1 protein-coding gene is annotated in these 529 nt (G+C 68.2%); it reads left to right on the forward strand.

The window, feature by feature from the left end:
- Positions 1–39: 39 nt before the first annotated feature.
- On the forward strand, positions 40–529 hold a 490-nt coding region (locus AC1DJW_RS26575; protein WP_476902969.1), incomplete at its 3' end, for a TasA family protein.

Genomic DNA, 529 nt, shown 5'->3' on the forward strand with positions numbered 1-529 from the left:
GTCCCGGTCTCACGGGCTTCAAGAAACGGAAATTTCATCATGGGTCTCAACCTGAAAACCACCACCGGTAAAGTCATTGCTTCCCTGGCCCTGGTCGGCACAGCTGCCGGCGTGGCGGGACTGGGAACCTACGGTGCCTTCACCTCCAGCACCTCGGCCAGCAACACCGTGGCCTCGGGCATCGTGAACATCGCCCTGGGCACCACAGGCACCGCAGCGAACCGGCTCAACGTCGCCGCGTCCGGCCTGGTCCCGGGCGACACCGTGCAGCGCGTGGCGACCCTGGCCAACGCCGCCGGGAACCAGAACCTCTCCGCGATCACCCTGACCACCGCGGCCGCCCCGTCCTCCCTGCTGGACACCAACACCACCATGGGCCTGCAGGTCACCGTCGATGACTGCTCCGTGCCCTGGACCGAGGCCGGCACCGCCCCCGCCTACACCTACACCTGCACCGGCACCACCACCACGGTCCTGGCCTCCCGTCCCGTGATCGGCGCGAACGTGGCCCTGGCCAACCTGACCTCGG

This window comes from Arthrobacter sp. 05L417, assembly GCF_056397865.1.